The organism is Bacillus sp. SJZ110 (assembly GCF_006715455.1).
In the GTDB taxonomy this organism is placed as follows: domain Bacteria; phylum Bacillota; class Bacilli; order Bacillales; family Bacillaceae; genus Bacillus; species Bacillus subtilis.
Genome location: NZ_VFNF01000001.1, coordinates 157,003 through 183,423, shown reverse-complemented (window position 1 = coordinate 183,423; position 26,421 = coordinate 157,003). Strand labels below are relative to the sequence as shown.

Annotated in this window: 27 protein-coding genes; 21 read left to right on the top strand and 6 right to left on the bottom strand. The window is 45.8% G+C overall.

The window, feature by feature from the left end:
• Nucleotides 1–8: 8 nt before the first annotated feature.
• The 6 genes from sufD (at nt 9) to FB592_RS00895 (ending at nt 6,963) form a co-directional block, all read left to right on the top strand.
• Nucleotides 9–1,322 carry a Fe-S cluster assembly protein SufD gene (gene sufD / locus FB592_RS00920; protein WP_014480787.1) on the top strand — a complete coding sequence of 438 codons (1,314 nt, stop codon included), beginning with the start codon at nt 9–11 and terminating at the stop codon, nt 1,320–1,322.
• Nucleotides 1,322–2,542: a cysteine desulfurase SufS gene (gene sufS, locus FB592_RS00915; protein WP_015714668.1), complete on the top strand. Its 1,221-nt coding sequence runs from the start codon at nt 1,322–1,324 to the stop codon at nt 2,540–2,542. The genes sufD and sufS overlap by 1 nt, the downstream gene beginning before the upstream one ends.
• Nucleotides 2,532–2,975: a Fe-S cluster assembly sulfur transfer protein SufU gene (gene sufU / locus FB592_RS00910; protein ID WP_003222809.1), complete on the top strand. Its 444-nt coding sequence runs from the start codon at nt 2,532–2,534 to the stop codon at nt 2,973–2,975. The genes sufS and sufU overlap by 11 nt, the downstream gene beginning before the upstream one ends.
• A gap of 20 nt (nt 2,976–2,995) precedes the next feature.
• A complete protein-coding gene (gene sufB / locus FB592_RS00905) occupies nt 2,996–4,393 on the top strand; it encodes a Fe-S cluster assembly protein SufB (RefSeq protein WP_003228608.1) in 1,398 nt (465 codons plus the stop codon).
• Nucleotides 4,394–4,866: 473 nt separating this feature from the next.
• Nucleotides 4,867–5,205, top strand: coding sequence for a nucleotide pyrophosphohydrolase (locus FB592_RS00900; RefSeq protein WP_103803712.1), 339 nt, complete (start codon nt 4,867–4,869; stop codon nt 5,203–5,205).
• Between the two features lie 3 nt (nt 5,206–5,208).
• A complete protein-coding gene (locus FB592_RS00895) occupies nt 5,209–6,963 on the top strand; it encodes a DUF2075 domain-containing protein (protein ID WP_103803713.1) in 1,755 nt (584 codons plus the stop codon).
• Nucleotides 6,964–7,307: 344 nt separating this feature from the next.
• On the opposite strand, the gene FB592_RS00890 is transcribed toward FB592_RS00895, so the two are convergent.
• Together FB592_RS00890 and sspG are read right to left on the bottom strand one after the other, a co-directional pair.
• Nucleotides 7,308–7,583: a hypothetical protein gene (locus tag FB592_RS00890; RefSeq protein WP_124072754.1), complete on the bottom strand. Its 276-nt coding sequence runs from the start codon at nt 7,581–7,583 to the stop codon at nt 7,308–7,310.
• Nucleotides 7,583–7,729, bottom strand: coding sequence for an acid-soluble spore protein SspG (gene sspG / locus FB592_RS00885; RefSeq protein ID WP_015384584.1), 147 nt, complete (start codon nt 7,727–7,729; stop codon nt 7,583–7,585). Before sspG ends, FB592_RS00890 begins: the two co-directional genes overlap by 1 nt.
• 158 nt (nt 7,730–7,887) lie before the next feature.
• Here sspG and FB592_RS00880 point away from each other — a divergent pair, with 158 nt between their 5' ends.
• From FB592_RS00880 to frlD, 7 genes are all read left to right on the top strand, one after another.
• The gene (locus FB592_RS00880) at nt 7,888–9,006 is read left to right on the top strand and encodes an NAD(P)/FAD-dependent oxidoreductase (RefSeq protein WP_021480556.1); all 1,119 of its coding nucleotides are present in this window, start codon (nt 7,888–7,890) and stop codon (nt 9,004–9,006) included.
• Between the two features lie 102 nt (nt 9,007–9,108).
• On the top strand, nt 9,109–9,483 hold the full coding sequence (locus FB592_RS00875) for a nucleotide excision repair endonuclease (RefSeq protein ID WP_003228617.1): 375 nt from the start codon (nt 9,109–9,111) through the stop codon (nt 9,481–9,483).
• A gap of 215 nt (nt 9,484–9,698) precedes the next feature.
• Entirely contained in the window at nt 9,699–10,685 is a 987-nt protein-coding gene (gene frlB / locus FB592_RS00870; RefSeq protein WP_015251278.1) for a fructosamine deglycase FrlB, read from the top strand.
• Nucleotides 10,686–10,765: 80 nt separating this feature from the next.
• Nucleotides 10,766–12,034 (top strand): ABC transporter substrate-binding protein, encoded by a 1,269-nt coding sequence (locus tag FB592_RS00865; RefSeq protein ID WP_072173646.1) that lies wholly within the window; start codon nt 10,766–10,768, stop codon nt 12,032–12,034.
• A gap of 57 nt (nt 12,035–12,091) precedes the next feature.
• Nucleotides 12,092–12,970 carry a carbohydrate ABC transporter permease gene (locus tag FB592_RS00860; RefSeq protein WP_014477910.1) on the top strand — a complete coding sequence of 293 codons (879 nt, stop codon included), beginning with the start codon at nt 12,092–12,094 and terminating at the stop codon, nt 12,968–12,970.
• 3 nt (nt 12,971–12,973) lie between these two features.
• Nucleotides 12,974–13,876 carry a carbohydrate ABC transporter permease gene (locus FB592_RS00855; RefSeq protein ID WP_003228625.1) on the top strand — a complete coding sequence of 301 codons (903 nt, stop codon included), beginning with the start codon at nt 12,974–12,976 and terminating at the stop codon, nt 13,874–13,876.
• 13 nt (nt 13,877–13,889) lie between these two features.
• Nucleotides 13,890–14,744: a fructosamine kinase FrlD gene (gene frlD, locus FB592_RS00850; RefSeq protein WP_003228626.1), complete on the top strand. Its 855-nt coding sequence runs from the start codon at nt 13,890–13,892 to the stop codon at nt 14,742–14,744.
• Between the two features lie 24 nt (nt 14,745–14,768).
• On the opposite strand, the gene frlR is transcribed toward frlD, so the two are convergent.
• Entirely contained in the window at nt 14,769–15,497 is a 729-nt protein-coding gene (gene frlR, locus FB592_RS00845; protein ID WP_014480777.1) for a transcriptional regulator FrlR, read from the bottom strand.
• A gap of 181 nt (nt 15,498–15,678) precedes the next feature.
• On the opposite strand from frlR, the gene FB592_RS00840 reads away from it, so the two are divergent.
• A complete protein-coding gene (locus FB592_RS00840) occupies nt 15,679–16,782 on the top strand; it encodes an ABC transporter ATP-binding protein (RefSeq protein WP_064671609.1) in 1,104 nt (367 codons plus the stop codon).
• A gap of 33 nt (nt 16,783–16,815) precedes the next feature.
• Here FB592_RS00840 and FB592_RS00835 read toward each other — a convergent pair whose 3' ends face one another.
• Both FB592_RS00835 and FB592_RS00830 read right to left on the bottom strand, forming a co-directional pair.
• A complete protein-coding gene (locus tag FB592_RS00835) occupies nt 16,816–17,682 on the bottom strand; it encodes an endonuclease I family protein (protein WP_042974677.1) in 867 nt (288 codons plus the stop codon).
• An 81-nt stretch (nt 17,683–17,763) separates the two neighbouring features.
• A complete protein-coding gene (locus FB592_RS00830; protein ID WP_139020861.1) occupies nt 17,764–17,901 on the bottom strand; it encodes a hypothetical protein in 138 nt (45 codons plus the stop codon).
• A gap of 222 nt (nt 17,902–18,123) precedes the next feature.
• On the opposite strand from FB592_RS00830, the gene allC reads away from it, so the two are divergent.
• The 7 genes from allC (at nt 18,124) to pucE (ending at nt 26,042) form a co-directional block, all read left to right on the top strand.
• Complete coding sequence (allC, locus tag FB592_RS00825) at nt 18,124–19,362, top strand: allantoate deiminase (RefSeq protein WP_049139632.1); 1,239 nt, start codon at nt 18,124–18,126, stop codon at nt 19,360–19,362.
• 16 nt (nt 19,363–19,378) lie between these two features.
• The gene (gene pucG / locus FB592_RS00820; protein ID WP_072175166.1) at nt 19,379–20,629 is read left to right on the top strand and encodes a (S)-ureidoglycine--glyoxylate transaminase; all 1,251 of its coding nucleotides are present in this window, start codon (nt 19,379–19,381) and stop codon (nt 20,627–20,629) included.
• A 226-nt stretch (nt 20,630–20,855) separates the two neighbouring features.
• The gene (locus FB592_RS00815) at nt 20,856–21,848 is read left to right on the top strand and encodes an XdhC family protein (RefSeq protein ID WP_141949164.1); all 993 of its coding nucleotides are present in this window, start codon (nt 20,856–20,858) and stop codon (nt 21,846–21,848) included.
• A complete protein-coding gene (gene pucB / locus FB592_RS00810; RefSeq protein WP_072173651.1) occupies nt 21,845–22,462 on the top strand; it encodes a xanthine dehydrogenase accessory protein PucB in 618 nt (205 codons plus the stop codon). The genes FB592_RS00815 and pucB overlap by 4 nt, the downstream gene beginning before the upstream one ends.
• Nucleotides 22,459–23,292: a xanthine dehydrogenase subunit C gene (gene pucC / locus FB592_RS00805; RefSeq protein ID WP_072173652.1), complete on the top strand. Its 834-nt coding sequence runs from the start codon at nt 22,459–22,461 to the stop codon at nt 23,290–23,292. Before pucB ends, pucC begins: the two co-directional genes overlap by 4 nt.
• Nucleotides 23,293–25,530: a xanthine dehydrogenase subunit D gene (pucD, locus tag FB592_RS00800; RefSeq protein ID WP_072173653.1), complete on the top strand. Its 2,238-nt coding sequence runs from the start codon at nt 23,293–23,295 to the stop codon at nt 25,528–25,530.
• Nucleotides 25,521–26,042 carry a xanthine dehydrogenase subunit E gene (gene pucE, locus FB592_RS00795; protein ID WP_049139625.1) on the top strand — a complete coding sequence of 174 codons (522 nt, stop codon included), beginning with the start codon at nt 25,521–25,523 and terminating at the stop codon, nt 26,040–26,042. Before pucD ends, pucE begins: the two co-directional genes overlap by 10 nt.
• Before the next feature lie 206 nt (nt 26,043–26,248).
• On the opposite strand, the gene yuzJ is transcribed toward pucE, so the two are convergent.
• The gene (gene yuzJ / locus FB592_RS00790) at nt 26,249–26,380 is read right to left on the bottom strand and encodes a YhzE/YjcZ family sporulation protein YuzJ (protein WP_009968115.1); all 132 of its coding nucleotides are present in this window, start codon (nt 26,378–26,380) and stop codon (nt 26,249–26,251) included.
• Between the last annotated feature and the right edge of the window lie 41 nt (nt 26,381–26,421).

Below are 26,421 nucleotides of genomic sequence, written 5' to 3'. Positions count from 1 at the left end.
GGATTAATATGACACTAGGTACAAAACTATCCGTAGATCAGGAGTATCTCAAAAGCTTTTCCGAAAAGCACCAAGAACCTGCCTGGCTGAAGAACCTGCGCTTACAGGCTCTTGAACAAGCTGAGGATCTGCCGATGCCGAAACCTGACAAAACAAAAATCACAAACTGGAACTTCACGAATTTCGCGAAGCATACAGTGGATAACGAACCGCTTTCTTCATTAGAAGATTTGACTGATGAAGTAAAAGCGCTGATCGACGTTGAAAACGAAGATAAAACATTATACGTACAGCGTGACCAGACGCCGGCATATCTTTCTCTTTCTCAAGAATTGAAAGACAAAGGCGTCATCTTCACTGATATTCTGACTGCTGCACGTGAGCACAGCGACTTGGTGGAGAAATACTTTATGAAGGACGGCGTGAAAGTTGACGAACATAAGTTAACTGCACTTCACGCGGCTCTTGTTAACGGAGGAGCATTCCTTTATGTTCCGAAAAATGTTCAGGTGGAGACGCCGGTTCAGGCTGTTTATGTCCACGAAAGCAATGATACAGCTCTATTCAACCACGTGCTGATTGTGGCTGAAGACCACAGCTCTGTAACATATGTAGAAAACTACATCAGCACTGTAAACCCGAAAGACGCTGTCTTCAATATTATCAGTGAGGTCATCACAGGTGATAATGCCAGCGTGACATACGGTGCGGTGGATAATCTGTCAAGCGGTGTGACAACTTATGTGAACCGCCGCGGTGCTGCGCGCGGACGCGACAGCAAAATCGAGTGGGCTCTTGGCCTGATGAACGACGGCGACACGATTTCCGAAAATACAACAAACCTTTACGGTGACGGCACATACGGCGATACGAAAACAGTTGTTGTCGGAAGAGGAGAGCAAACAGAAAACTTCACAACACAAATCATCCATTTCGGTAAAGCTTCTGAAGGCTATATCTTGAAGCACGGTGTGATGAAGGATTCCGCTTCTTCTATCTTTAACGGAATCGGCAAAATCGAACATGGCGCTTCTAAAGCGAATGCGGAGCAAGAATCACGCGTGCTGATGCTTAGCGAAAAAGCACGCGGAGACGCAAATCCTATTCTTTTAATTGACGAAGACGATGTAACTGCAGGACATGCGGCATCTGTCGGCCGTGTGGACCCTATTCAGCTTTACTACCTGATGAGCCGCGGAATTCCGAAAGAAGAAGCAGAACGCTTAGTCATTTACGGATTCCTTGCACCGGTAGTAAATGAACTTCCGATTGAAGGCGTTAAGAAACAATTAGTTTCTGTTATCGAAAGGAAAGTGAAGTAATGAATATCACAGATATTCGTGAACAGTTCCCGATCCTTCATCAGCAAGTGAACGGACATGATCTCGTTTATCTCGACAGCGCGGCGACTTCCCAGAAGCCGCGTGCTGTCATTGAAACACTGGATAAGTATTATAACCAATACAATTCCAATGTTCACCGGGGCGTCCATACACTTGGAACCAGAGCGACAGATGGTTATGAAGGAGCGCGTGAAAAAGTCCGCAAGTTTATTAACGCGAAGTCAATGGCTGAGATTATTTTCACAAAAGGCACGACCACATCACTGAATATGGTGGCGTTAAGCTATGCACGCGCCAACCTGGAACCTGGTGATGAAGTGGTCATCACCTACATGGAGCATCATGCGAATATCATTCCGTGGCAGCAGGCTGTAAAAGCAACTGGCGCCACATTAAAATATATTCCGCTGCAGGAAGACGGAACGATTTCTTTAGAAGACGTCAGAGAAACGGTCACAAGCAACACAAAAATTGTTGCGGTGTCTCATGTATCTAATGTCCTCGGCACGGTCAACCCGATTAAAGAAATGGCTAAAATCGCTCATGACAATGGGGCTGTCATTGTGGTGGACGGAGCACAAAGCACGCCTCACATGAAAATTGACGTGCAGGATCTCGATTGCGACTTCTTTGCGCTTTCTTCCCATAAAATGTGCGGACCTACCGGTGTTGGTGTGCTGTACGGAAAGAAAGCCCTGCTGGAAAACATGGAGCCTGCCGAATTCGGTGGTGAAATGATCGACTTTGTCGGGCTTTATGAATCAACTTGGAAAGAGCTTCCGTGGAAATTCGAAGCGGGTACGCCGATTATTGCAGGAGCAATCGGCCTCGGTGCCGCCATTGATTTTCTCGAAGAAATCGGTCTTGATGAGATTTCCCGCCATGAGCACAAGCTTGCAGCTTATGCGCTTGAACGCTTCCGCCAGCTTGACGGCGTAACGGTTTACGGGCCGGAAGAGCGTGCCGGGCTTGTCACATTTAACCTTGATGATGTTCATCCGCACGATGTGGCTACTGTGCTTGATGCGGAGGGAATCGCAGTCAGAGCCGGCCACCATTGTGCGCAGCCGCTGATGAAATGGCTGGATGTAACTGCTACTGCAAGAGCAAGCTTTTATCTGTATAATACAGAGGAAGAGATTGATAAGCTTGTGGAAGCTCTTCAAAAGACAAAGGAGTATTTTACAAATGTCTTTTAATGCAAACTTAGATACATTGTACAGACAGGTGATTATGGATCATTACAAAAACCCGCGCAATAAAGGGGTTTTGAATGACAGCATCGTCGTGGATATGAACAATCCGACATGCGGCGACCGCATCAGACTGACAATGAAGCTTGACGGAGACATCGTGGAAGATGCGAAATTTGAAGGGGAAGGCTGTTCCATTTCAATGGCATCCGCTTCGATGATGACTCAGGCGATTAAAGGGAAAGATATTGAAACTGCCCTTTCCATGTCTAAGATTTTCTCGGATATGATGCAAGGGAAAGAGTATGATGATTCTATAGATCTCGGGGATATTGAAGCCCTTCAAGGCGTTTCAAAATTCCCGGCCCGTATCAAATGTGCAACCCTCTCATGGAAAGCACTTGAAAAAGGAGTCGCGAAAGAAGAAGGCGGCAATTAAAAGGATTGGAGTGAAAATGGATGGCTAAAAAAATGCCTGATATTGGTGAATACAAGTATGGTTTTCACGACAAGGACGTTTCCATTTTCCGTTCAGAGCGCGGATTGACAAAAGAAATCGTAGAAGAAATTTCTCGCATGAAAGAAGAGCCTCAATGGATGCTTGACTTCCGCTTGAAATCACTTGAGCATTTCTACAACATGCCGATGCCTCAATGGGGCGGAGATTTAAACTCACTGAACTTTGACGAAATTACGTACTACGTAAAACCGTCTGAGCGTTCAGAGCGTTCTTGGGATGAAGTTCCTGAAGAAATTAAGCAAACATTCGACAAGCTCGGTATTCCTGAAGCTGAACAAAAATACCTTGCGGGTGTTTCTGCTCAGTACGAATCTGAGGTTGTATACCACAACATGAAAGAAGATCTTGAAGCGCAAGGTATTGTCTTTAAAGACACTGACAGCGCGCTGAAAGAGAATGAAGATATTTTCCGTGAGCACTGGGCAAAAGTAATCCCGCCGACTGATAACAAGTTTGCGGCGCTTAACTCAGCTGTTTGGTCGGGCGGATCTTTCATCTACGTGCCTAAAGGCGTGAAGGTTGAAACACCGCTTCAAGCTTACTTCCGTATCAACTCTGAGAACATGGGTCAGTTCGAACGTACACTGATCATTGTTGACGAAGAAGCAAGCGTTCATTATGTTGAAGGCTGTACTGCGCCTGTTTACACAACAAACTCACTTCACAGTGCGGTCGTTGAGATCATCGTGAAAAAAGGCGGCTACTGCCGTTATACAACGATCCAAAACTGGGCGAACAACGTTTACAACCTTGTAACAAAGCGTACAGTCTGTGAAGAAAACGCAACAATGGAATGGATCGACGGCAACATCGGTTCTAAGCTGACAATGAAATATCCGGCTTGTATCCTAAAAGGCGAAGGCGCGCGCGGTATGACGCTTTCTATCGCTCTTGCAGGTAAAGGCCAGCATCAGGATGCAGGTGCGAAAATGATTCACCTTGCACCAAACACATCATCTACAATCGTATCAAAATCGATTTCAAAACAGGGCGGAAAAGTAACGTACCGCGGAATCGTCCACTTCGGACGCAAAGCGGAAGGCGCTCGCTCTAACATCGAGTGCGATACGCTCATTATGGATAACAAATCAACTTCAGACACAATTCCTTACAATGAAATCTTAAATGATAACATTTCATTGGAGCACGAAGCGAAAGTGTCTAAAGTATCTGAAGAGCAGCTCTTCTACTTGATGAGCCGCGGTATTTCTGAAGAAGAAGCAACTGAAATGATCGTAATGGGCTTTATCGAGCCATTCACAAAAGAGCTTCCAATGGAATACGCAGTTGAAATGAACCGTTTGATTAAGTTCGAAATGGAAGGTTCTATTGGATAACTAACGATTAACCCTTGTTTATCAAGGGTTTTTCTTATTTTTGATACGTGCCAAGTTTCTGTCATGCCAACTTTTTGCCAAGCTTTTATTATCTTGATATGTAAGATGCGAATTTTGCAAGTTCATCCTGTTCGATTTTTTCCATTATATGATGGTTTCACTTGTTGTTTTTATGCCCCAATCTTTTCGATACATAAATCAGGGAAGGGATGCACCTCATTCAAGCACAAGACAGTGTGTGGCCCCTATATTCGACCCCCGAAGCTTTATGTTAGTTCTGTTCTTATACAGCTATTTAATTTAGCTGCTCTTTATATTGAATTAACGGGGCAGGATAGTTGAAGAAGAAAGGTTCGTAACATAAACTAAATATGTACATAAATATGGAAGGATTGCTAGAAAAGAAACTTATATCTGGTTCAATAATTAAGAGATAAGGAAACATTTTCTGGAAGGAATGAAAGGGAATTATTATGAGTGAAACAATGCAGCGGATTAATCAATTTAGAGATGAGCGCAACTGGCGGCAATTTCATAATGAAAAAGATCTGGCCATTTCCATCTCTTTAGAAGCCAATGAATTATTGGAATTATTTCAATGGAAAACACCAGAGGAATCCAAGGGAAATCTTGAGCGACTTAAAGAAGAACTGGCAGATGTGCTGATTTACTCTTATATGATGGCTGATAATCTAGGATTTGATATTGATGAAATCATAGCCGAAAAATTAAATAAAAATGCCCGGAAATATCCAGTTCCCAAAAGCTTTGGTCAAAAAAAGAAATATAATGAACTGGATGAGGTGGATTAAGCAATGGCTAAGTACAAATGTATAACATTGAAAGTGAAAAATGGAGAATTGGATGGTTTCGATAGACTTCGTCAGCCTGAACAAAATATCCTTAAAAATGGCAATGTCGTTTATATCTATAAAGGGTCGAAGTCGAAAAAGATTTACATTGGACAAACGAAACAATTTACTGTGCGGAATAAGCAACACTACAATGGTGAAGATGAAAGATTTAATAATGCAGATTTCGACCAAGTGATTATTCTTTGTTCAGTTTATTTAGATGGTGGTACAGCTTTATATGATGTCGAAAGCCAGCTAATCACATACTTTAAGGCAGAGAATTCAAACTCTAGAAAGCAACTGGTTCATTATGACAATGATGACATTACTAATGGAAATAAGGGTATCAGCGTCAATGCCTATCGAGACCAAGAAAAGGTTGCTTCAGAAGTTGTTTTGCCTTTTTGGGAAAACGAGCTATACCCTAATGGATGGGTAAGCACACCGACTTTAAAGAAGTTGCGCAATGAAGCACTGGTCAAATATAGCCCAATCAAAGTAATAACAGAACAGCAAATAGACATTCTAGATGAGATTGAATCAAATCCTGATATAAGCTTTGTGATTAATGGTGATGCAGGTACTGGCAAAACCGTGCTACTGACTCATTTGGTCGCTAAGCTGTTGAATGATAAACCTAATCATAGAATAGCAGTCGTTTTGCAGCCTAACTGGATTAAAACGGCAAAGCAAATCTTTAGAGTATATGGAATGAACAACAGTAACCTTACACTTGCTACTTCGACAAAGTTGATTAATGACGATGAAAATTATGATATTGTAATTGTTGACGAATCTCATAAGCTTTCCAGAAAATTTTCAAAGCAAATGGCATCTTTTAATAGTGTGTATAAAGGAAGATTTGCACAGGATGAGAACCACTTAGAGTGCTTAAAAAAATTAGGTCGTCAAATTGTGTTAATGTATGATGTATTGCAAGCTATTCGCCCTGCCAATATGACACGTGCGCAATTTAAGGAAGCAACCACAGATTTTGAAAAGAGATACTTAACAACGCAATTTAGAATTCAAGCTCCAAAAGGCAAGAACTATACATCAGAGGATTTCGTAAATGGCATAAAATATCTTTTGTATAAGGATACAGGTCTATTAGAACAAGAAGCAACGAATTTTAACCCGAATTTTAACAGAGCGGTTTTTCATGATGATGATGCAGATGCTTATTTTGGATATTTTGAAACAGAACCTTTAAAGAATTTGATTGATTGGGTAGAAGAAGACAGAAATTTCAATCCTGAACACATAAACCGCGTGTTAGGTGGATTAGTTGAACCTTGGAAGCAGGCTGATGGCAAAGACCATTCGATCACTCATTGGCATGAAGGGAATATCAAACGAAGATGGAATTCTACTCAAGAAAATTGGGTTTTTTCAGAGGATGCCGATGCCGAAGATCAGATTGGCTCTGTCTTCGCAGTTCAGGGAATCGATTTGAATAAAGTCGGTGTTTTAATCGGCAATGATCTGCAAGTCGACGCAAAGGGTCGGTTATTCGGTAATCCAGAGAATTTTCATAATGTAAACGGTAAGTTCTCAAAAGACGATGAAAGCCCTAAAAATGCACAAGAGTTTACCTTATTTGTGTTGAACATTTACTATATTTTGATGACTAGAGGAATTGACGGGATTCGTCTGGGATTCTGGAAGAATGAAGCATTTAAAAAGTATATGAAGGAAATATTGGAGATTAAATAAGTATCTGATACTTTGCATGTTCAAATTTTTTACAACTATTAACTAGTATTCTCAGGACTTATCTTTTTAGGATTGGCTGGGTTATTTGAGCCAAGTCACAATAGCTGTCTTCGACGATACATGCGGGTAACCTTATTCACATTGTATAGGAGTAATCAATGCATGAAATAACCATATTTCTAAACGATTTATTGGTGAATTCTAATCAAAAATTATAACTGTATTATTTACGATTAATTAAAGTTCATTCGGTTAATTCCTTCATAAAAAAGGACGTGACTGGTTTTCAGTCGCGTCCTTTTTGTATCCAGAAGAAAAACCGCTGGCCGAGGGGCCGCGGTTTTTTACTCTTCTTCTGTCTCTTGATTGATAATTTGCTTTACGGATGATCTGCTGTTAGTTTCTCTGTTCATCTCTCGCAATTGAGTATAAGCCATATCGAATTCCTCTTTTGTCATTTGCTTTGCGGCTAATGCAGAGCATAATATAGCAAAAGCAATTGGCATTGTATCAATGTGAATGTCGATATGGACCTCTGAGTTGCCGCTGTTTTTGATAACAGATTCAGTAGTGGGTATCTCTTGAGTATGTCTGTTGAGAGGAATGATGTTTTCGTTCATTAGTCTTCTCCGTCTTGTGACTGCGCCTGTGCCTGATCCTGATCTGTATTCACGTTGACCACGACTTTTGCATTACCGCTGTTTTGGACTTTTGCGACTGCCGCATCGCGTCTGTTTTCTTCATTTTCATGACGATTTTCGCTCATGCTATCATCCTTTCTCTATTGATAGTGACAGGATATTCGATAGGAGAGTAAAGAGATTGGACGAACTTCGCGGTTTTTCCACATTAGGGCAAAAGGTCGAAGGAAAGCATTCTATTTGGTAAAATGAATAGACATTATAATAGAAAAGGTGTTTGCATATGAAATCGTACATCATCGTCGGCGCAGGGATTCTGGGCGCGTCGACGGCTTATCATCTCGCAAAATCAGGCGCTCGCGTTACTGTCATTGATCGGAAAGAGCCGGGACAAGCGACTGATGCGGCGGCGGGGATCGTCTGTCCATGGCTCTCGCAACGCCGTAATCAGGATTGGTACCAGCTTGCTAAGGGGGGAGCCCGGTACTATAAGGATTTAATCCATCAATTGGAAAAAGACGGTGAAACGGATACAGGATACAAACGTGTCGGTGCCATCAGCATTCATACTGACGCGTCTAAACTCGATAAAATGGAGGAAAGAGCGTATAAGAGACGGGAGGATGCGCCGGAAATCGGCGACATTACCCGCTTGTCTGCAAGTGAAACGAAAAAGCTGTTTCCGATTTTAGCTGACGGCTATGAATCGGTTCATATCAGCGGTGCCGCCCGTGTGAACGGAAGAGCGCTGTGCCGGTCGCTTTTAAGCGCTGCAGAGAAACGCGGCGCAACGGTCATCAAAGGAAATGCGTCTTTGCTTTTTGAAAACGGAACAGTCACCGGCGTGCAAACAGATGCAAAGCAGATTGCGGCTGACGCGGTCATTGTGACGGCGGGAGCATGGGCCAATGAGATATTGAAGCCTCTCGGCATTCATTTTCAAGTGTCATTTCAAAAAGCGCAGATTATGCATTTTGAAATGACAGATGCAGATACAGGATCGTGGCCGGTTGTAATGCCGCCGAGTGATCAGTACATTCTGTCGTTTGATAACGGCAGAATTGTAGCCGGCGCCACACACGAAAACGATGCAGGCCTTGATGATCTTCGTGTGACAGCCGGAGGTCAGCACGAAGTATTGAGCAAAGCGTTAGCCGTTGCACCGGGTCTTGCTGATGCGGCTGCTGTTGAAACAAGAGTGGGCTTCAGGCCGTTTACACCGGGATTTCTGCCGGTCGTAGGGGCCGTGCCGAATGTTCAAGGATTATATGCTGCAAACGGTTTGGGTGCTTCTGGACTGACGATGGGGCCGTTCTTGGGTGCAGAGCTCGCAAAGCTAGTTCTTGGAAAGCAGACAGAATTAGACCTTAGTCCTTATCATCCAGCCGGAGCACTTGCATAATAAGCAAGAGCATAACAAACAAATATAGTAAAGCTGTTCTAGCTTTTCTTTTCTGTATGTGTTAGCATTTATCTTTAATGAAAAAGAGGACGTGAACTGATTTTGATAAAAATTGATATACCCGCACCGAATGTCACCATCACTGAACGACAGCAGTCAGCTAATGATAACGAGCCGAAGATAAAACCGATTCACGGATTCATCGACTTTCACCAGATCCCAAGGGACAAAGGCGGCATTTTTATGTTTTACAACATTCATGACGAGCTGCTGTTTGTCGGTAAAGCCAGAAAGTTAAGACAGAGAATTAAGAAGCATTTCGAAGACACTGTTTCACCGATCAAACATCACAGAGATGAAGTATATAAAATCGAGGTATGTGTAGTTGATGATCCAATGGAAAGAGAGATTTACGAAACATATATCATCAATACACAGCACTCGAAGTACAATATAGACAAGGTATTTTTTAAATAAGACGTCAGTCTGCGGATTGAACAGCGAAGCCAGAGCTTAAGTCAAGTTCTGGCTTTTGATTTGGGCATTTTTTCAAATATAGACCCTTTGTCTGTCATCCGAATAAATTATTGAGAAATTTCAGAAAATAACATTGACAATCCTACCCGCGGACTTTAATATAACAATATATAATGTTATATAACGTTATATAATAAAAACGGGGAGTGAAGGATTTGAGTCAGGCCACAGCAAAAGTAAATCGTGAGGTTCAAGCTTTCTTGCAGGATTTGAAAGGGAAAACCATTGATCATGTATTCTTTGTCGCATGCGGAGGGTCTTCTGCCATTATGTATCCGAGTAAGTATGTGTTTGACAGAGAGTCAAAATCAATAAACTCCGACCTCTACAGCGCCAACGAATTTATTCAGCGCAACCCTGTTCAGCTTGGTGAAAAGTCTCTTGTTATTTTGTGCTCGCATTCGGGAAATACCCCGGAGACAGTCAAAGCTGCTGCGTTTGCAAGGGGCAAGGGCGCACTTACGATTGCGATGACGTTTAAACCGGAGTCTCCTTTAGCGCAGGAAGCGCAATATGTTGCCCAGTACGATTGGGGTGATGAGGCGCTTGCGATCAATACAAACTATGGCGTTTTGTATCAAATCGTTTTTGGAACCCTGCAAGTATTAGAAAACAATACGAAATTCCAACAAGCAATTGAAGGCTTAGATCAATTGCAGGCTGTATATGAAAAAGCCCTTAAGCAGGAAGCTGACAACGCCAAGCAATTTGCAAAAGCCCATGAAAAAGAAAGCATTATTTATACCATGGCAAGCGGTGCAAACTACGGTGTCGCTTACTCCTACAGCATCTGCATTCTCATGGAAATGCAATGGATTCATTCCCACGCCATTCATGCCGGAGAATATTTTCACGGACCGTTTGAAATTATTGATGAATCCGTGCCGTTTATCATCCTGCTCGGTTTAGATGAAACAAGACCTCTTGAAGAGCGGGCGCTTACCTTCTCGAAAAAGTATGGCAAAAAGCTCACTGTGCTTGATGCTGCATCTTACGACTTCACTGCAATTGACGATTCAGTTAAAGGCTACCTTGCTCCGCTCGTTCTCAATCGTGTGCTGAGAAGCTATGCAGACGAGCTGGCAGAGGCGAGAAATCATCCTTTATCTCATAGAAGATACATGTGGAAAGTTGAGTATTGATCTGAAAATGAGGAACCATTATGCATTAGACTATAATGTTATATAACATTATAGTCTAATGTCCAGAGGAGGCCAACCCTTTGAAGAAAATGTTGTTGTTCTTGATCATTGCAGCTGTCAGTATGTTCACCATTGCAGGCTGTTCGAGCCAAAGCAGTTCAGCGGACGGAAAGGTGACATTGAAATTTTTCCACAGATGGCCGAAGGAGCCGGAAAAAAGTTATTTTGAAGAGGTTGTTAAGGAATTTGAAAAAGAACACCCAGATATCGATATTCAAATTGAAGCCGTTTTAAATGACTCCTATAAAGATAAAATTAAGGTCATGCTGGGAACCACCAGCCCTCCTGACATTTACTTCTCTTGGAGCGATGAGTTTGCTTTTAAATTTATCAGAGGCAATAAAGCACTTGATCTCTCGTCCTACTACAAAAATGACACCGATTGGTCATCACAGCTCGTTCAATCGCAAATTACACCATTTACTTATGAAAACAAGCAATATGGCGTACCGTGGCAAATGGACGCTAAATCATTCTTCTATAATAAAGACATTTTCCAAAAGCTGAATCTTGATCCCCCGAAGACGTGGGATGAATTAATCGATGTGTCAAAAAAGCTGAAAGAACATGGCTACACACCGATCAGCTTCGGAACAAAGGCGACTTGGACAATCTCGCACTATATCGGCACGCTTAATCAGCGGATGGTCGATGAAAAAACGCGAGACAAGGACTATAACGCCAAAACGGGTGAATTTACTGATGAAGGCTATGTAAAAGCCCTTGAAAAGCTTCAGGAGCTGATGCCTTATTTTAATAAACATGTAAACTCCGTCGACCACGAATATGTGAGACAGCAATTTAAGAGCGAAAAGTCGGCGATGATATATGCGGAAACAGCGGAAATCAAGCTGGTTGAACCGGTTAATCTGGGGATGTTCCCATTCCCTGAAATCAGCGGACAAAAAGGATCTTCAGAAGCGTTAACGGGAGCGCCGGAAGGATTCATGATCTCCTCAAGAACAAAACATCCGAAGGAAGCAATGGAATTTTTGCAGTTCTTGACGTCGAAAAAAATGGGCGAAAAGCTCGTGAAAGATGTCGGGAAATACAGTGCAGTGCAAGGTACGGCTACTGAAGAAAATGCAACAGCTATTCAGCGTGAAGCCGTTCAGCATATTGTTGATGCCAAATCAATGGTTCCATGGTTTGATATGGATGTCGATGTTGAAGTCGCAGATGCGTACCTAACGGGCGTCCAGCAAATGCTTGGCGGCGACATGACACCGCAGCAGGTGATGAAAGCCGTTCAAAAGGCAGCAAAGCAGGTGAGGGCGTCAGCTGAATAAATCAAAGAAAAGGTGAAGCTTCGCACCTTTTCTTTTTATAAAGGAGATGAGATACCCTTGGTCAATCAGAATAAAATAATCCCCTATTTGTTTTTGGTGCCCGCTCTCGTTTTTTTACTTTTCGTTTATATCCCGATTTTTGAGAATGTATTCCTCAGCCTGTTTCAGTGGAGCTCATTTTCTCCGGAAAAAACGTTTATCGGCTTAAAAAACTATGTTGAATTATTTCATGATCCTGTCTTCTATCAGGCACTTACCAATAATGTGCTTTATGCAGTGATCTCAATTGTATGCCAGGTATTTGGCGGTTTGATTTTGGCGGCGGTGCTTGAGGATAAGCTGGTCAGAAAATGGTCGCCGTTTTTTCGTACCGTTTTCTTTTTGCCAGTTGTCATCTCAATGACGGTGATCGCGCTTTTGTTTGATTTTATTTACAATCCGGAGACAGGGCTTTTGAATCAGCTGCTTCAGGCCATCGGTCTTGATCAGCTGACGAGGGCCTGGCTCGGGGATGACAGCACAGCTATGCTTTCTGTCATTTTTGTGTCCCAGTGGCAATCTGTCGGTTATATTGCGATGCTGTACATCGTGTCGATTCAAAAAATACCGGATGAACTGTATGAAGCGGCCCGGCTTGACGGCGCGGGTAAAATTCAGCAGTTTTTTCATATTACTGTTCCCCAGACGAAAGAGATGTCTTTTGTTGCGGTGGTCATGACGCTGACCGGGGCCTTTACGGTCTTTAATGAGCCGTACATTTTGACAGGCGGCGGGCCGGGAAACGCGTCAGAAGTCTTGAGCACGTTTTTATATAAAAGCGCCTTTACAAAGGATATGATGGGCTACGCCTCAGCGATTGCCACTGTCGTGTTAATCATTACGCTTGCATTATCGCTCATGCAAATGAAGTTCTTTAAAACCGGAAAGGAGGAGTAACTGATGCTGCCTCAGAAGAAGACAGATTCGTTCAGATTGGAGCCTGTGCCTGACCAGCACATTGAGGTTAAAGATAAGCCTAGACGAAAATGGTATATCGGAGAAACGTCTGTGTGGGTTTTTCTGTTTCTTTATCTGATTGCGATTGCCTATCCGCTTCTCTGGATGGTGATGAGCGCCTTTAAAAACTCTGACGATATTTTTGAGCACAGCTGGTCGCTGCCGTCTTCGTGGCATCCGGAAAATTTTGTTTCCGCCTGGAACCAGGGGATTTCTTCTTATTTTATGAACAGTGTCATCGTTACGGCGCTGACGTGTGTGATCACTGTCTTTATCAGTGCATGGGCAGCGTATGGCCTTTCCCGGTTTGAGTTTAAAGGAAAAGGATTCTTTTTGGTGCTATGTCTTGGCGGATTGATGCTGACGCCGCAGGTCAGTCTTGTGCCGCTTTATTCTATTATTCAGTCGCTTGGCCTGTACAATACGTATTGGGCGTTAATCCTGCCGTATGCGGCTTATCGGATCCCATTCACCATCATTTTGATCCGCTCTTATTTTCTTTCTATTTCAAAAGAATTGGAGGAGGCGGCCTATTTGGATGGGTGTACAAGTTTTGGAGTATTTTTCAGAATTTTCTTACCAATGAGCGTGCCAATTTTGGTGACATCCGGCATTTTGACGGCTTACCATACATGGAATGAGTTTATGTTTGCGATTATTTTCATAGATGATGAGAATTTGCGGACCATTCCAGCTGGGCTGATGCAGTTCAGAGACGCGCTGCAGACAGACTGGGGCGTCCTGCTGGCGGGGTTAACGATTTCAGCCGCGCCGATTATTATTCTATTTTTATTGATGCAGAAATATTTTGTCCGCGGGATTGCAAGCGGCAGTGTAAAAGGATAAAGGAGGAAGCGCTATGAAATTGATTGCGGTTGGAGATAATGTTGTAGATTACTACCAGGATCAAGAAACATTTTACCCGGGAGGAAATGCCTTAAACGTTGCTGTGCTTGCCAAGCGGCTCGGGCATGAGTCTTCCTATATCGGAATCGTCGGCAATGACGAAGCCGCGGCGCATCTGTTGAACGTTCTCAAGCTGGAGCAGGTCAATGCAGATTATATCCGCCAGGCGCACGGAGAAAACGGGATGGCGATTGTCACCCTTGATGAACAGGGGGACCGCATTTTTGTCAGGTCAAATAAAGGCGGCATTCAGTCCCGGCTTCGCCTCGCGTTTCAGGAGAAAGATGTATCTTTTATCAGCGGGCATGATCTGCTGCATACGAGCGTGTACAGCAGGCTTGAGAACGATCTTCCGCAGCTGTGCGGGCTGGTCCCTGTCTCATTTGATTTTTCAACCAATCGGGAGGATGATTATTTGAGGAGGGTCTGTCCTTATGTGACGTATGCGTTTTTTTCAGGAAGCGATTTGAGTGAGTCGGAATGCGGTGAGCTTGCCAAAACAGCTCATGGGTACGGAGCCAAAATGGTTTGTATGACCCGAGGGGGCCAAGGAGCAATCCTGTCTGCGGGTGATCGAGTCTATCATCAGCCGATTGTGGAAGCTGATATAATAGATACACTTGGAGCGGGAGATTCTTTTATAGCAGGCTTTTTGACTGCCTTTTGCGTGAAGCAGGATATAACGTATGCTTTGCGCCAGGCTGCTGAAACGGCTGCGAAAACTTGCGGTGTGTACGGAGCTTTCGGCTATGGCTATCCTTATCGCTTGGAGGACGGGGGAAGCAGTGAAAAAACGAGAATACTATAAGCAGTGTCTCGTTTTTTATGCCTGTTATGTGTAGGGGCTGTTGATGGTAAAAGTGACACGGTTTGTGTGCATCAAAAACAATGAGCAATAGATTGGCTGGTCGTTTGATGTAAAAGCCGTTTTATCAATTTCAAACAGCGCATCCCCGATATCACAATCCAGGTATTTGCTTTCCTCCTGTTGGGCATATACAACGTTTAATAGCTTCGTATTGTGCGTGGGTACAACTTTGTATTGCTGTTTCAAAATATCATGCATGGAGACGCCGTCAGCAATAAAGGTATCAATGCCGGGAAACAAATCAAGCGGATAATGCGTCACTTCAAAGGTGAGAGGCTGATCATCATTATATAAAATCCGTTTTAATTCAACGACAGGGCTCTCGGGATGGATTTGAAGCTTTTCTGCGATGGGTTTTGACGCTGGAATGATGTCATGGGACAGCACATGATGCTTCGGTTTTTTGCCGGTTGATTCCATAAATTCCGAGTAGCCGTTTACAGCGATCAGCTCTCGTTTTAATTTAGGGCTTTTAACGAACGTTCCCTTTCCCTGCTGCCTGATCAGATAGCCTTCTTCGACTAAATCGAGAATGGCTTTCCTGACGGTGATGCGGCTGACGTTATACTTGGTGCAAAGCTCGTTTTCGGTAGGCAGCTTGGCGGTTGGGGAATACACGCCCTTTTTGATGTCATCAGTGATGATTTGTTTTAGCTGAATGTATAAAGGTGTAGAACTTCCGTTGTTTAACAAAGGGTAGCCTCCTTTTAACCTATTATTTATATTATAATGTATTATGACGTTATAATACAAATTTACATTTTTTATTTTAGAAATATAGCAAAAATGGGAATCGATTACTCTAAAAATAACAGAAAGACCAAGTTGTTTCCAGTGACGAAATAACGGGTCAAAAGATAGGGGGACTTTTCTGATGGCTTCATTAACATTTGAACACGTCAAAAAATCATATCACTCACAATTAACCGTGAAGGACTTTGATTTAGATGTAAAGGATAAGGAGCTTTTGGTGCTGGTGGGGCCGTCAGGATGCGGAAAATCAACAACGCTGCGGATGGTGGCTGGATTAGAAAGCATTTCTGAAGGAAATCTTCTTATTGATGGGGAGCGGGTCAATGATCTTCCGCCGAAAGAACGTGATATTGCGATGGTATTCCAGAACTATGCGCTTTATCCGCATATGACGGTTTTTGATAATATGGCGTTTGGATTAAAGCTCAGAAAGATGGCGAAACAGGAAATTGCCGAGCGGGTTCATGCGGCAGCTAGAATTTTAGAAATTGAACATTTGCTGAAGAGAAAACCGAAGGCGCTCTCCGGCGGGCAGCGGCAAAGGGTGGCGCTTGGCAGGTCGATTGTGCGGGAGCCGAAGGTCTTTTTAATGGACGAGCCGCTTTCTAATCTGGATGCAAAACTAAGAGTGACGATGCGGACAGAAATCAGCAAGCTGCACCAGCGATTAGAGGCAACGATCATTTATGTCACGCATGACCAGACCGAAGCAATGACAATGGGAGATCGGATTGTCGTCATGAATGAAGGGGAAATCCAGCAAGTGGCGAAACCTCATGACATTTATCATTACCCGGCCAATTTGTTTGTCGCAGGCTTCATTGGCTCTCCTGGGATGAACTTTTTGAAAGGCATCATAGAACAGCAGCATGGCGAGCTGTTTTTCACAAATTCTTCGATCCGGCTTCATATTCCTGAAGAAAAAGCAAAGCGGCTGAAGGAAAAGGGATATGCCGGAGAACAGATGATTGCCGGTGTACGGCCGGAGCACATCACACAAATGACAGGAAATGACCAGTTGTTTGATTCAGTGTTTCAAGCGAAGGTGGAAGTGAATGAAAATTTGGGCTCGGAGCTCATAGTGCATGTCATGGCTGGGGATGAGCGGCTCAAGGTCCGTCTGGACGGAAACACGCGAATCGATGCAGGCGATTTAATCCAGCTCTCAGTGAAAATGGACCACGTCGTCTTTTTCGATGTGGAAACGGAAGAGGCTGTGTATTAGAAAAAGGTGCTCCTAAAAAGGAGCACCTTTTTCTTACGGCCAAATCTCATCCGCCCATTCAGGGTGGTCGATAAATGGATTGCGGTTGTGCTGATATTTTTCATAAATGATTTCATTTCTTTTCCGCTCGCGGTCGTCAACCGGATCCTGCTTATTCCATTCGAGCAGGACAGATTGTTTGCCATGATAAGGAGCTGAGCCGTTGCCTGTCTTATCATTAAGCTCAAGATCAGGATAGCCGTCATCACCCTCGTAACGGACAGCCATGTAAAACAGCATGCGGGCAACATCGCCTTTCACATCATCGCGGGGCTCCCATGAATCGCCGTCATAATAATTTCCGGGTGCCTTCGCATATTCAGTGCCGCCATTGTCAAAATCCATATTTCCTCTGGCGCTGTTAACTTGAACATCAGCCGGGCGCAAATGATGAATATCAGTACCAGGTCCCTTGCTCGTACCAAAATCGCCATGGGATTTCGCCCAGACATGCTCGCGGTTCCAATCGCCGACATTCCCGCCGTTCAGGTTTTTGGACCGCGATTCTTTCGTATAGAGCAGGATGACGTTATTCGGATTTCTCGGATCTTCATCCGTTTCTTTCAGCGCGTTCCACACTTCGCTGTAGGACAGCATCGTGTGTCCGCTGATAATACGGTGCAGGGTGCTTTTTAGCGAGTCTCCTGTTTTACCTTCAGCCCCTTCATAATAGGTATCTGTGTCAGCATAGGGTGCAGCTGGGGCGGCTAATGAGAGAAGGCTTCCCGTTCCTGAAGGGGAAGACGCCAATCGGTCATTAAGGCTTAATGCGGTTTGCGCGCTTGCTGAAGCTGCCGGCGCAAGCCATCCGGAAATCAGTAATACACAGACGAGCGGCAGAAACCATGCTTTTTTTGTCATCACTTGCCCTCCTTTTATCAGATCATGTCTATTATCTAAAATTGAAATAAAGGATTGAAGTGTCATTTTGTATATTTTTCATTAAAATTGTAAATTAGTTCCTTTGGAGGAGGCGGAAATCTCCTGTTCCCATACCTTTAGGTCCTGTTTTTGCGGGCTGCCGGCATTTCTGTTTTCATCCGTTCCGCGAACATCGCCTCTCCAGCTTAGCTTGTTCATATGAAAGGCATTTTGACCCTCTTTTTCGCTCTTGCTGGCTCTCTTCCTTACCGTGTTTTCTTTTGACCTTTACATCAAAATAGTTGTGACATGTAGGGTGAATCTGGTTGCTGGATGGATACTGTGACTAAAAAATAAACGTTTTTTTGGTTAATCTGTCAATGAACTATCATGTTGCTCCTTCTATAATGAAGTCACCATAGCGGCCAGAGGGGGGAGTACATGGAAAAGCAGAAGCTTTCAGTAAAAAACAGCATCACAGATTATATTGAATGGCTCGCCCAATACGGTGCGTCTGCGGATGGCGGCGTAACGAGGCTTTTATACACAAAAGAGTGGATGGACGCACAGCTTGCTGTGAAAACGGAAATGTCTTCTTTCGGGCTTGAAACAAGATTCGACGATGTCGGCAATGTGTTTGGAAGGCTTTCGGGCACCCAGTCTCCGGATGAAGTCATTGTAACCGGTTCACATATCGATACTGTCATCAATGGGGGAAAATACGACGGCGCCTATGGTGTTCTGGCGGCAATGCTTGCGATAAAGCGGCTCAAAGAGACATATGGAGCGCCGAAAAAAACACTCGAAGCGGTATCTTTATGTGAGGAGGAGGGCAGCCGTTTTCCAATGACCTATTGGGGATCAGGGAATATGACGGGTGTTTTTTCATTACAGGATGGAGCAGAGCCAAGAGACGAATCAGGAGTCTCACTGCAACATGCGATGCATGAGAACGGTTTTGGCAAAGGTGTGTTTCAGGCAGCATATCGGACAGATATCAGCGCTTTTGTTGAGCTCCATATTGAACAGGGACAGACATTGGAAATGTCAGGACGGGATCTCGGGATTGTGACAAGCATTGCGGGTCAGAGGCGATATCTCGTCACGCTGGAGGGGGAATGCAATCATGCGGGAACCACCTCCATGAAATGGCGCAAGGACCCGCTCGCAGCCAGCAGCCGTATCATTCATGAGCTGCTGCTGCGGTCGGAGGAGTTGCCGGAGGAGCTCCGTCTGACATGCGGAAAAATAACGGCAGAGCCCAATGTAGCCAATGTCATACCGGGCCGCGTCCAGTTTTCAATCGATATTCGCCATCAGCATCAGCATGTGCTGGAGCAGTTTCATCAAGACATGGTTGCTTTGATCAACGGCATTTGCCTACAAAAAGGAATTCGCGCCGTGATTGATGAATATATGCGGATAGAGCCTGTGCCGATGGACGAAAGGCTGAAGGCTGCGGCTTTTGAAACAGCATTAGAAAACGGCTTCAGCTGTGAGGAAATGGTGAGCGGAGCAGGGCATGACGCGCAAATGATCGGAAGGCGCTATCCTGCTTGTATGCTGTTTGTGCCGAGCCGAGGCGGCGTCAGCCACTCACCGAAGGAATATACGTCAGCCAGACAGCTCGAGATCGGCGTCCGCGCACTGACTGATTTATTATACAAACTGGCTTACTGATAAAGGAGGAATGGCTGTGTCAGGCAGAAGAGAATTATGCACCCCGTTAAGAACGATTATGACGCCAGGGCCTGTTGAGGTTGATCCGCGTGTATTAAGAGTAATGAGCACCCCGGTTGTCGGCCAATTTGATCCGGCGTTTACAGGTATTATGAATGAAACGATGGAGATGCTTCGGGAGCTGTTCCAAACAAAAAACCGCTGGGCATACCCGATTGACGGCACTTCAAGGGCGGGAATTGAAGCAGTGCTGGCTAGTGTGATAGAGCCGGAAGATGATGTGCTCATTCCCATTTACGGCCGTTTCGGTTATTTGCTGACTGAAATCGCAGAGCGATATGGGGCAAATGTTCATATGCTTGAGTGCGAATGGGGAACGGTTTTTGACCCGGAGGACATCATACGGGAGATAAAAAAAGTAAAGCCGAAAATTGTGGCAATGGTGCATGGAGAAACATCGACAGGACGGATTCACCCGCTGAAAGCCATCGGCGAAGCCTGCCGCACCGAGGATGCATTGTTTATCGTCGATGCAGTCGCAACGATTGGGGGCTGCGAGGTTAAAGTCGATGAATGGAAGATTGATGCTGCCATCGGCGGAACGCAAAAGTGTTTGTCTGTGCCCTCAGGAATGGCGCCGATTACATATAATGAGCGGGTGGCGGACGTGATTGCAGCTCGTAAAAAGGTGGAGCGGGGGATTGCGTCACAAGCTGACAGGGAAGCGCTTTCGGGAAATCGGCCAATCACAAGCAACTACTTTGATTTGAGCCAGCTTGAGGATTATTGGAGCGAAAGACGGCTCAATCATCATACAGAAGCGACGACGATGCTGTACGCCTTACGTGAGGGAGTCAGACTGGTGCTTGAAGAAGGCCTTGAGGCGCGTTTTGAGCGGCATCGGCACCATGAAGCCGCATTAGCAGCAGGGATAAAGGCAATGGGGCTAAGATTGTTTGGAGATGATAGCTGCAAAATGCCTGTTGTCACCTGTGTCGAAATTCCCGGCGGCATTGACGGCGAGTCTGTCCGTGGCATGCTGCTGGCACAATTCGGTATTGAAATCGCCAGCTCATTCGGCCCGCTCGCAGGGAAGATCTGGAGAATCGGCACGATGGGGTACAGCTGCAGAAAAGAAAACGTGCTATTCGTGCTTGCCGGGTTAGAGGCTGTGCTTCTTAGACATAACGCAGGAATCGAAGCAGGAAAAGCGCTCCAAGCAGCGCTGGATGTGTATGAAAACGCTGACCGCCAGGCAGCGGTGTAAAGAAAAGCTTGCGGAACTCCGCAAGCTTTTTAGATATGATTTCGTGTTTTCTCCAATCTAATTTTCTTCGTTTGACTCTTTTTACAAATCCTCTTTCTATGTGTTTCATTTTCTGACAAATCATGAGTCATTTTTTCTTCCATCGTCTATTCTTTATACAAGTTACCTATAAAATCACGCTGAACTAGTTGTTTCTCACGGCAATTTTCGAGAGGAGGATGCGGCATTGGGGAATTTTCACACGATGTTAGATACGCTCCTGGAAGACCAGGAGGAGGCTGTACTGGCGACAATTGTTCAAGTGGAAGGCTCCGCGTATCGAAAAGCAGGCGCCTCTATGCTCTTTAAGAAAAATGGCAGACGGATTGGCTTGCTGAGCGGCGGGTGTGTGGAAGAAGATGTATTCCAAAGAATCAGTGCGCTGGGCGATCAGCTCACATCAACGCTGATTCCCTACGACATGCGGTCGGAGGACGATCTTTCTTGGGGCATGGGAGCCGGGTGCAATGGCATTATTCATGTTCATGCAGAGCGAATCGCTCAGGGAAAAAGGCGGCACTATGAGAAAGTGAGGGACTGCCTTCAATCAGGCAAAGCTGTCACTTCCGTTACAAAGATTGGATCCTCCCATTATTTATTTCTGATGGAGAACGGGCATTTTGGCAACTGGCCGGACGCGCCTCTGCAAGCTATTCAACGTACTGTTTCAACGCTTCATTTACCGCATTTCGATCGACCCACTAACATGTTTATTCAGCGAATTGAACCGAAGCCGCGCCTCATTCTGTTTGGGGCGGGACCGGATACTGTACCGCTGGCCAATTTGGCGGCTGACACAGGGTTTTCTGTTATTGTGACGGATTGGCGGCCCGCTTATTGTACATCCTCTCTTTTTCCAAAAGCGGATCAGCTGATTACCGCTTTTCCGGAACAAATGCTTAGCAAATTTCAATTTTTTCCGCATGATGCAGCTGTTGTGGCAACCCATCATTATCAGCACGATCAAACGATCATCAACTTCTTATTTTCTCAAAACCTCCATTATATTGGACTGTTGGGTTCGGCAAACCGCACGAAACGGCTGCTGAACGGAAAACATCCTCCGTCTCACTTTTACAGTCCGGTCGGGCTGAAAATCGGTGCGGAAGGTCCAGAGGAAATTGCGGTAAGTGTAGTTGCAGAAATTATTCAAACAAGAAAACGGGTGGCGGTTGTATGAGAAACCCCTATCTGATCGGCGTGTTTCTCGCTGCCGGCAAAAGCAGAAGAATGGGCCAAAACAAGCTGGCTTTGCCGCTAAAAGGAGAAAACATAGGCTCACTTTCCTTGAAAACTGCTCTGTCGTCCCGCCTTGATCACGTGCTGGTCGTCGAGCGGACAGAACATGCCTCCCTTGAGTGGATAGGAGCGCCGTATCACGCTCCGCCTTTTCAAAAACGCTGGAGCCTGCACGTTTGCCAAGATGCAGAAAAGGGTCAGGGGCATTCAGTCAGCAGCGGGGTGAGAAAAGCAGAAAGCATGGGGGCGGACGGCGTTGTCATTTTGTTAGCCGACCAGCCTCAGCTTTCCGTCGATCATCTCAATGCCCTTGTGGTACTGGCCCCTGAGTCATTTGCCGTGTCATCGTTTTTAGGGGCATTGACCCCGCCAATCTACTTCTCGTCGGCTTGTTTTCCTTATGTAAAGGGGTTAACGGGAGATGAAGGGGCTCGCAGGCTCCTGAAAAGCGGACAGCTTGGAGCAGGAGCGGTTTTGGAGGCAAAGGATAGCGGCGAGTTGGACGATATTGATACACCCGAGGAATATGACATGGTAAGGAGGGCGATGGCTTGAACGGCCAAGTGACAAAAGCAAGGATGAATATTCAATTATGGAGGCCGACAGCGCTTGATGAGGCCTATTCGCTTTTAGAGAAGCTTGCTCCGGATGTGTGTGCCGCATCGGGAAGCACGCTGCTTCAGCTTCAGTGGGACAAAGGAACTCTGCCGAAACAGCACCTTGTCAGCCTTGAAGGGATTGACGAGATGCGAGGGATCAGCGCCAGTGACACCCACGTGTCGATCGGGGCGCTCACATCACTGAATGAATGCAGAAAGAACCCTTTGCTCAAGAGAGCGCTTGGCTGTTTCAGTGACGCTGCTTCCGCTGTCGCTGCACCGGGGATTCGCAGCCGTGCCACGATTGGCGGCAACATAGCGAGTAAAATTGGTGATTTCATTCCGCTTCTGCTTGTGCTTGGTGCTGAGCTTATCGTATATCAAAAGGAGCTAATCAGGCTGCCGCTTGGCGCTTGGCTCAGTGAGGAAGACTTTAGAACGGCTATCGTCACGCGTGTCATCATCCCGCGGGCGGAGGGAGAGCGTGTATTTTATCACAAGCTTGGAAGGCGCCAGGCTTTTACAGGAGCGGCTGCTGTTGCAGCTGGACGTTTTTTGAAAGACGGCAGCATTCGTCTCGCCGCTGGCCATGCCGATATCACTCCTAGGAGATTATTGGACAGCGAAGCGAAATGGATGGCACCAGGGTGGGACTCGCATGAGCTGTACAAAACACTTATCCATGAGCTGCCGTTTTCCTCAGATGCTTTTATGTCAGCGGCATACAGAAAAAAAGCCGCTGCCAACGTCATCATGGCAGAGCTGATGGCTGAGGGAGGGGAATAAATGATCATCAACAAACCGTCAAGAGTCAGGCCGGATGGAAGGGATAAGGTCACAGGGGAATTGAAATATATGACCGATCTCAGCTTTCCGGGAATGCTGTATGGCAAGGTGCTGAGAAGTGCTTATCCTCATGCAGAGATTGTGTCGGTTTGCACCATAAAAGCTGAGAAAATGGAAGGCGTGCAAGCCATCGTCACGCATAAAGACGTTCCCGGCTTAAACCGATTTGGCATTGTCATCCCTGATCAGCCGGTTTTATGTGAGGACAGGGTGCGGTATGTCGGGGATGCGATCGCCGCGGTTGCTGCGGAAACGGAGGAAATCGCGGAAGCGGCGCTGGAGCTGATTCGAGTTGAGTATAAAGAGCTGGAAGTCATAGATTCACCAGAAAAAGCGCTTCGGCCGAATGCGCAAAGACTGCATGAGGACGGGAATATCCTGCACCGCGCATTTTTTTCAAACGGCGATGTGGAAGAAGGGTTTCAAGCATCTGATACAGTCCTTGAAGAAACCTATGAGCTGCCGCGGCAGATGCATACGTATATGGAAACGGAGGGAGGCGTAGCCGTTCCGGAAGACGACGGGGGTTTTACGATGTATGCAGGAACCCAGCACGGCTATAAAGACCGTTTCCAGCTTGCCCGTATTTTTGATATTCCTGAAGAGAAGATCAGAATTGTGTCAAGTCCGATGGGCGGCTCGTTCGGAGGGAAGGATGAGCTGAATATTCAGCCGTATGCTGCGCTTTTGGCCCTGAAAAGCGGACGCCCTGTCAAAATCCATCAGACACGAAAGGAATCTGTACGTTCTGGCATTAAGCGCCATCCGATGAAGATTACGATAAAAACGGGTGCAGATCATTCGGGAAATCTATTGGCGCACGACGTGAAAATTGTGGCGGACACAGGCGCTTACGCCACGCTTGGGCCTGCCGTTCTAGATTTTTCTGTCGAGCATGCCGCGGGGCCGTACCGTATTCCGAATATCCGGACTGAAGGAATATCAGTATTTACGAACAACGGGGTGGCGGGGGAATTTCGGGGCTTTGGCGGCAACCAAATCACATTTGCACTCGAAACCCATCTCGATCGTCTCAGCGGCATGCTCGGCATCGACCCGCTGGAGCTGAGAAGAAAAAATATCAGAAAACCGCATGACTTGGGGCCGCTGGAGCATCGGATTGCATCGACTGACGGAGCGGCACAGGTGTTGAATGCCATATCTAAATCTCCCATTCTTAAAAAAACAAGCCGGAACTGCGGGTATCTGCAAAGAGGCACGGGAGCGGCAATTACAATGCACGGCGGCGGGCTGGGGTTTGGCCGAATGGATGCGGCAGGAGGCCGTTTGTCTCTTTCGAGTGAAGGCAAAATCACAGCATCATTTGGATTTGAAGAATGCGGACAGGGGATTCTAGCAGCGATTGAACAGATTGTCATGGAGGAGCTGGGTTGTGCCGCAGAGGATATTTCCATTGTTATTGGGGATACTGCAAAAGTGCCGAAGTCAGGCTCCTCCACAGCATCCCGCGGCACAAGCATGGTGTGGCACGCGATCCAGCGTTTGAAGAAGCCGTTTCTATCTCAGTTGAAAAAACGGGCGGCAGAATGGAGCGGCTGTTCAGCGGAAAACCTTATTCCCGGCGCTGCAGGCTTGCGTGACAAAAACACAAAGGCGCTCGTGGTGACGTATAAGGAGCTGGCTGAAAAAGGCCCTTTGGCAGAGGAAACGGCCTTTGACTTTCCAACAACGCCTGATCCTGTGGTGGGCGGCCATTTCCTCTACTCATTTGGAGCGGCTGCCGTTGAGGTGGAGGTAGATCTGTTAACAGGCGATGTCAAATTGATAGATTGTGAGCACGCTATTGCGGCAGGTCCGGTTGTCAGTCCGCAGGGATATCGAGGTCAAATTGAAGGCGGCGCTGCCATGGCACTCGGCTATACGCTGATGGAGGAAGCGAAAATGACGGACGGCCGTTATGCCGCAGAAAATCTAGATCACTATTTGATCCCTGGAGTCAAAGACGTTCCTGACATGAAGGTGATCGCAATAGAAGAACTAATGAAGGGTGATGCATATGGACCACGCGGTGTTGGCGAAATTGGAACAATCGCCATCACTCCGGCGATTGTAAAGGCAGTACATGATGCGGTCGGATGCTGGATAAACAAGCTGCCAATTTCAAGAGAAGAGCTGCTTGAAGCGATAGACAGAAAGGGGCTGAAGCAATGGACGTAAAAGAGGCCGGGCCATTTCCTGTAAAAAAGGAACAGTTCCGGATGACCGTGAATGGGCAGGAGTGGGAGGTTGCTGCCATTCCTACGACACATCTGAGTGACTTGCTTAGAAAGGAATTTCAGCTGACCGGGACAAAGGTGTCCTGCGGAATCGGCCGCTGCGGAGCCTGCTCTATTTTAATCGACGGAAAACTGGCCAATGCGTGTATGACCATGGCTTATCAAGTGGACGGCCACTCCATTACAACAATCGAGGGCGTACAACAAGAGGAACTGGATATCTGCCAAACCGCTTTTCTGGAAGAAGGAGGCTTCCAATGCGGCTACTGTACCCCAGGAATGATAATTGCGCTTAAAGCACTGTTTCGGGAAACCCCTCAACCTTCTGACAAAGATATAGAAGAAGGGCTGGCGGGGAACTTGTGCCGGTGTACCGGGTATGGCGGGATTATGCGGTCAGCTTGCAGGATTAGAAGAGAGTTGAACGGGGGTAGTCTGGAGTCCGGCTTTTAAGAGCCGGACTTTTTTAGCCTCAGTCAGACAGCGCGATCAAGACGCAGAAGCGTTGTGGGAAAACACACGATAAATCTCGTAGAACTTGACAGCTTCTGGATTAGAAAATGATTAGTGAATCACATAGCAAAGACGCCATAAAAACTTCTTATGGCGTCTGTCGGACAGGGAGGTGTTGGATACGGCGGAGGCAAGGAAAGTTAAACTTAATAATTAAAGATAGCTGCTCCAACAATGATCAACAAAATGAATAGCACCACGATCAAAGCGAAGGAGCTCCCGAAACCGTTTGAGTAACCAGAGTTTCCACTGTATCCACCAGAATTGTAGAATCCCATAATGTCACCTCCTTTAGTGGAGATAGTATAAGATATGCCAA